8 protein-coding genes and 1 pseudogene are annotated in these 6092 nt (G+C 48.6%); 6 read left to right on the forward strand and 3 right to left on the reverse strand.

Going from position 1 to position 6092, the window contains the following annotated elements; all coding sequences use genetic code 11:
• Positions 1-53: 53 nt before the first annotated feature.
• A pseudogene (locus tag FC20_RS08895) lies at positions 54-697 on the reverse strand (nitroreductase family protein).
• Between the two features lie 179 nt (positions 698-876).
• Between FC20_RS08895 and FC20_RS08900 the strand changes: the two are divergent.
• Positions 877-1062: a hypothetical protein gene (locus FC20_RS08900; RefSeq protein ID WP_008460544.1), complete on the forward strand. Its 186-nt coding sequence runs from the start codon at positions 877-879 to the stop codon at positions 1060-1062.
• 75 nt (positions 1063-1137) lie between these two features.
• Here FC20_RS08900 and FC20_RS08905 read toward each other — a convergent pair whose 3' ends face one another.
• Together FC20_RS08905 and FC20_RS08910 are read right to left on the reverse strand one after the other, a co-directional pair.
• A complete protein-coding gene (locus FC20_RS08905) occupies positions 1138-2349 on the reverse strand; it encodes a L,D-transpeptidase family protein (RefSeq protein ID WP_008460546.1) in 1212 nt (403 codons plus the stop codon).
• A 67-nt stretch (positions 2350-2416) separates the two neighbouring features.
• Positions 2417-3055, reverse strand: a complete 639-nt coding sequence (locus FC20_RS08910; RefSeq protein ID WP_008460548.1) for a hypothetical protein — start codon at positions 3053-3055, stop codon at positions 2417-2419.
• A 62-nt stretch (positions 3056-3117) separates the two neighbouring features.
• Between FC20_RS08910 and yaaA the strand changes: the two genes are divergently transcribed.
• The 5 genes from yaaA to FC20_RS10925 all read left to right on the forward strand — a co-directional run bounded on the left by yaaA (position 3118) and on the right by FC20_RS10925 (position 5997).
• Positions 3118-3858: a peroxide stress protein YaaA gene (yaaA, locus tag FC20_RS08915; protein ID WP_008460550.1), complete on the forward strand. Its 741-nt coding sequence runs from the start codon at positions 3118-3120 to the stop codon at positions 3856-3858.
• The gene (locus FC20_RS08920) at positions 3839-4027 is read left to right on the forward strand and encodes a hypothetical protein (RefSeq protein WP_155859251.1); all 189 of its coding nucleotides are present in this window, start codon (positions 3839-3841) and stop codon (positions 4025-4027) included. The genes yaaA and FC20_RS08920 overlap by 20 nt, the downstream gene beginning before the upstream one ends.
• A gap of 28 nt (positions 4028-4055) precedes the next feature.
• Positions 4056-5459 (forward strand): FAD-binding oxidoreductase, encoded by a 1404-nt coding sequence (locus FC20_RS08925; RefSeq protein ID WP_008460553.1) that lies wholly within the window; start codon positions 4056-4058, stop codon positions 5457-5459.
• Positions 5460-5615: 156 nt separating this feature from the next.
• Positions 5616-5795, forward strand: a complete 180-nt coding sequence (locus tag FC20_RS10440) for a hypothetical protein (protein WP_156402969.1) — start codon at positions 5616-5618, stop codon at positions 5793-5795.
• Positions 5779-5997, forward strand: coding sequence for a hypothetical protein (locus FC20_RS10925; protein ID WP_236697662.1), 219 nt, complete (start codon positions 5779-5781; stop codon positions 5995-5997). Before FC20_RS10440 ends, FC20_RS10925 begins: the two co-directional genes overlap by 17 nt.
• Positions 5998-6092: the final 95 nt, after the last annotated feature.

Raw genomic sequence — 6092 nt, forward strand, 5'->3', positions numbered from 1 at the left:
CTAATTTCGGGGGTCATATCATGGAAACAGTTTTTTTGTGTATTGTTTTGAAATTAAGCGAATTCTGTTACATCCTTGACATCGTAGCGAACTGTGTCAGGTACGACTTCACTTGGGTCCGGCTTGCCAATGGAGATGGCCATTACTGGAATGTATTGTTCTGGATCTAAGCCAAATTCTGCGGCTGCCTTGCTTGCGTCATAGCCGGCCATTGGGTTGGTTTCGTAACCGTGTTCACGGGCAACCAGCATCAGTTGCATGGAGACGAGTGAGGCATCAACCATGCGTCTGCGACTAACATTTGCCGGTCAGCCTTTTCGTAAAGTGGAAGGAAGGTGTTAACCGCGGCATCGCGTGCTTCTGGAGTTACCTTCTTTTCTTCTACCATGCCATTCCACAGGTCACGATACTTCAGATATGACTTAGTGTTTGACTTAGTGTTACCGAAAACCATGATCGTGGCTGGAGCAGTGTCAACTTGAGGGTAATTGAACGGCATTAAGAAATCGTGAAGTTTCTTCTTGCCTTCTAGAGTGTCGGCAATAACAAAGTGCCAGGACTGCAGGTTGCAGGCACTTGGAGCAGAGATAGATTCATTGATGATTTCCAGCAATTCGTCACGGGAAATCTTCACGCTGGAATCATAGTGCCGGATAGACTTTCTGTTTTGCATGATATCTTTAAAATCGTTGTTCATTTTATTACCTCAAAGAATGTACGATTACATCTACATTTACATTGTAACCGATTGCGCATAATAAACAACCATACATTGAAGGAAATGTGTTATATCATCCCGCTTCAAGAAAGCGCTATAATATAAAAAGAGAGAAATGACTAGCTTTTTAGAAATGTGTCAGAAATAAGGTGAGCAAAATGAAAATGAAGCATGCTAAGAGAATCGCTCTTTTGCTGGCTTTAGGCTACGCTGGTGGCCAAGCTTTGAAGCGGTCAGCTCCATTTTTGAAGGAAGTGCAGGCTGGGATTCTCATGGAGAAGGGGAAGAGAAAACTCAAGGAGAGTGAACCTGTCCAGAAACTCAAGGAATTAACTGACAAATAGAAAAGTATCGTGCATACCAAAAAAGGATCTGCCTTCTTGCTGAAGATAGATCCTTTTTCATATGTAATTTACTTCTTAGTAAACGATCACAGGCATGTGCACCTTAACCGCGTTCCAAACGGACTTGATTTCGCTTGGCCGGATGTTGACGCAGCCGTGGGAGCCACCTTCCAGGTAAGCGGTGCTGGACCAGTCGGTCCGCCATGAAGCGTCGTGCAGGCCGCAGCCGCTCAGAGTAAATGGCATCCAGTAGCTAACCTTAGATGCGTAGCTTGAACCGTCGTCGTTTTGCCCCTTCAGAGTAGCGCCTTCTTCCTTGTACATGATGTACCAAACGCCCTTAGGCGTAGCGTTGTCACCCTTGTTTTCGGTCCCAGTAACGACGTCAGAGACGGTCACCGCCACCTTGCCGTTAACCACAATCCACATGTCCTGGCTGGCGATGGAGACAACGACATAGCTGTTGCCCAGACCGTTGTTGCTCTTGCCGTAGCCTAGCCCTTGGGTCGTGTAGCCGTCGCCGTAGATGTGTTTTTTGCCGTCGATGGTCTTGGTCCCATTTTCGTAGGACTTCAAGATCGCGCTCTTGGCGCTGGCCGTCCAGATGCCCCAGCCGTAGCTTTGGTTGGTAACCGTGATGGTTGAGCCAGTTGGCGTTTTGAACTTGTAGCTCTTGCCCAAGGTCTTGACTTCCTTGTCCATGGCTTCCAGCTTGGCCGTCAGCTTGCTGATGTTGTCATAGTGCAGGCTGCCTGAGTAGTAGCTGACCTGAGTCAGGTAATCTTTAGCGCTGAGGTTAAAAGTCTTCCCGCCAACATTGTAAGTCACGCTAGCAGCAGCGACCTTCTTCAGCTTATTTTTACCAGCGTTCAAGGCCATGTTCTTGTAGCTGTAAACCTGGGTCGTTGGCAGCTGGGTGTATTGCTTCTTAAAGTAGCTTTCCACCGTATTTTGGCTGATCGTGGTCAGCTTAGTATCGCGGACGCTAGTGATTTTGCCGTCCTTGTAGACCAGCTTGTTCTTGGCCTTGGCCAGCACCTTCTTGGTTGCCTGGCTGACGGTCAACTTGCCGACCTTAACCCCGTAAATGGAGACGTTAGGGTTAAAGTGCGTTTTGTTAAAAGCAATTTGCTTTTGATTGCGAGCATAGGCCGCTGCCTGTTCCCGCTTGTAGGCGTTGTAGCCGAAGACGCCAGCAGCAATTGCAACAATCGCTACGACGCCACCGATAATTAAAAATTTACTTCCCTGCTTATTTTCTTTCCGGTAGTCTTTGCGAGAGGTCATCTTAACTCCAATCTATCATAAGAAGATTGCGTTTAGTATAACACAAATTAACTTTAGATTAAACGAATTAGAACTCAGTTTCGGCAATGTCGTCTTCTGGCCGGTGCTCCTGAATGCGGATCACCTGCCAAGTGAAGGGGCTTTCAACGATTGGCAAAGTTATTTTTAAAATTTTCTTTTCAAAAGTATAAGGGCAGTCAACCCGGCCGTCGATCCATTCCACCCGGTTGGGCTCTTGGTCAAGGCCAGCTACCTCGATTTCGTCAGTGAAAGGCTTTTTGACAAAAAGGTAATCCTGGTAGCTAGCGTGGCGGTTGGTCAGCAAAAAGGCACCATCTGCGTTGGCCGTCAGCTTGCTTGGCGCACCGTCGTTGGCGGCATGGCCGTACTTGTGCATCCACAAGTTGAGTTCTTCTAGGGCCTCCTGGTCTTCCGGGGAGTCGGGGTCAAAGTTGATGACGAGCGGCTGGCCGGCTTGTCTAGCGGCAACCAGGGCGTCTACCACCTGGCCCACCGGGTAGTCGCGGCCGTTCTGGCTTGGCAGGTTAGCGATGGTGTATTTTTCACAGGCTGCTTGGAAAAGGTCCGGCTGCTGGCTGGCAATGGCGCGGGCGCCGATGTCCCGGGCGCGGCGGACCAAGGCGTCTGGGTCGACGCCTTCGGTAGCGGTAATGTTGACGATAATGGCAAAATCTGGATTAAGCATCTTTTTCTCCGATCTGTTACTATAATAGTTAATTTTACTAAAAGCAGCAGAGGATGTAAAAAATGAAGATTATTATTGCCCCGGCCAAGAAGATGACGGCCCAAGACGACAGCTTTTTGCCAGAGAGCAGACCCCAATTTTTACCCCAAGCAGAAAAAATCTGGGCCTACCTGCGCCGCCAGGACGAGGCTGGCCTAACCAAGATCTGGCGGGCCAATCCCAAGTTGGTTAAACAGGCGAGCGAGTATCTCAAGACTGACTTGGATGAGGGCAGCGTGGCGGCCCTTTTTGCCTACCAGGGCCTGCAGTACCAGTACCTGGCCGCCGACGTACTAGAGACGCCGGCACTTGCCTATTTAAATGCCAACCTCCGCATCCTATCGGCCCTCTACGGAATCTTGCGGCCCTTGGACCGGGTGACGCCTTACCGGCTGGACTTCATGAGCCCCTTGCCTGGCTTTGAGGAGGAGAACCTCTACCGCTACTGGGGCGACCAGGTTTACCGGGAGCTTTTTGCCAAAAATAACGTGGTGGTCAACCTGGCTTCAAAAGAATACAGCAAGCTGGTGACGCCGTATTTGCAAGCTGATCAGCGGATGATTACGATCGACTTCCAAGAGCAAAAAGGGGGCAAGTGGAAGACCTTCGCCACCCACGCCAAGATGGCCCGGGGCCGTCTGGTCCGCTTCATGGCTGAAGAGCAGGTGGAAGAGGTTGAGGATTTGAAAAAGTTTGGGGATCTGGGCTATAGTTTTTGCCCGGAAGCCAGCCAGGATGATACTTTTGTCTACCGCAAGGGCTAAAAAGGCAAGTAGCAATTTTCACAAATTTAGAAAATCGGGGATTTTTTTAAAAAAAAGAAAAGCGGAAGCGGTTGCTAGACCGCTTTTTTCATTGGCTAAAAAGGCTTGTGTAAAAATTAATAAAATTGACAACGTTTTCAAACGTGGTTTAATAGAAAAAGAGAGATAAACACTAAGAAAGCTGTTAGGTAAGTAAAATGGATTACAAGAAATTAACTACTGAAGACATTGAAAACTTGCGCGGGATGATCTCCGATCCAGACCGCTTTATTACGGAAGTAACCCAGCACTGGGACCACGACCAATTCAAGACGGTTAGAGCCATGCCTGACTTGGTTATCCAACCAGTTACGGCTGAAGAAGTAGCCAGCGTTTTGAAGTATGCTAGCGACCACAACATTCCTCTTACTCCTCGGGGGAATTCAACTGGCCTCATGGGAGCCAACTTGACGGTACGCGGCGGAATCTCCCTGGACATGGTAAAGATGAACAAGGTCGTTGAATACGACCCAAACAGCTTGACCATCACGGTACAACCAGGCATCCGCTTGAACCAATTGGAAGAATTTTTGGCAGACAAGCCATTCACCTACATGCCAGCGCCAGCTATGCACTGGGCAACCGTTGCCGGCAACATTTCCACTAACGCCGGCGGCCTCAAGGCAATCAAGTACGGCGTAACCCGGGAACACATCCGCGAAGTCAAGGTAGCCTTGACTGACGGCAAGGTTTACAAGTTCGGTTCTAAGTCAGTTAAGTCATCATCAGGCTACTCCTTGAAGGACCTGATCATCGGCTCAGAAGGGACTTTGGGCGTCATTACTGAAGCTGTTTTGCGTCTTTACCCAAGACCAAAGCACGCTTTGAACGCTATTATCCCATTCCCAACCTTGACTGATGCCATCGAATCCGTGCCAGCCATCCTGGCTTCCGGTGTAGTGCCAACCACGGTTGAATACATGGGCCGCAAGGTCTTGAACTTGTGGGAAAAAGGGTACGATGCAACTTTCCCAATTAAGGAAGGCGACGGCTTCATCATTTTGGGCATTGACTCCTTCACTGAAGAAGACGCTAAGGCCCAACTGGCCGAAGCCTTGAAGGCCGTTCAACCATTCAACGCCATGAAGGAAGTTGTTTTAGACGCTGAATCAGAAGAAGCTAAGGTTATCTGGGATGCACGTGAAAAATTGCTTTTGGCAATTCAAAAGTCAACGCCTAAGATGGACGAAGTTGACGTTTCCGTACCAATCAACAAGATTCCTTTAGTTTTGAAGCGGATCGAAGAATTAGAAGTTGAAGAAAACATGCGGATTCCTAACTTCGGCCACGCCGGTGACGGTAACTTGCACATCTACCTGTGCTCAGACGACTTAAGCGATGAAGAATTCGCCAAGAAGGGCGACAAGGTTATCTCCGAACTGTACAAGACCGCTAAGTCAGTTGACGGTAACATGTCAGGTGAACACGGCGTTGGCTATGCTCGTCAAAACTACTACGAAGACTTCTACGGCAAGGACTACACTGACCTCCTCAGAAAAGTTAAGGGCTTGTTCGATCCTAAGGGCATCTTGAACCCTGACAAGATCTTCCCACTAGACTAATCTTTTTTAGATTAGACAATCTCCAAAATCAAGAATTAAACAACAATTTATTTATCAAACTAAAAAATCAATCACAAACAACAATCGTAATTTATCAAACTTAATCATCATCTTAGAAGGCCGCCCGCTTGTGGGTGGCCTTTTTTGTGGATGGCGGTGACGGGTGCGGGGGGTGCGGGCTTTTGCCCCCGGATTATGTCAACCGGCTGCCTTTTTGGAAAATATCGCCCCCGAAATGACTCAACCGGTCGACTTTTTGCGAAATATTGCCCCCCAGTTGACTCAACCGGTCTGCTTTTTGCGAAAATTCGCCCCCGAAATGACTCAACCGGCTGACTTTTTTGGAAAATTCGCCCCCGAAATGACTCAACCGGTCTGCTTTTTGCGAAAATTCGCCCCCGAAATGACTCAACCGGTCTGCTTTTTTGGAAAATTCGCCCCCGAAATGATTCAACCGGTTGACTTTTTTGGAAATATCGCCCCCGAGTTGACTCAACCGGCTGGCTTTTCTTGGAATTTCGCCCCCGAAATGACTTAACCGGCTGGCTTTTCTTGGAATTTCGCCCCCGAAATGACTCAACCGGTCGACTTTTCTTGGATTTTTGCCCCCCAGTTGACTCAACCGGTCTGCTT

The sequence above is a fragment of the Lactobacillus equicursoris DSM 19284 = JCM 14600 = CIP 110162 genome, from assembly GCF_001434815.1.
GTDB lineage: Bacteria > Bacillota > Bacilli > Lactobacillales > Lactobacillaceae > Lactobacillus > Lactobacillus equicursoris.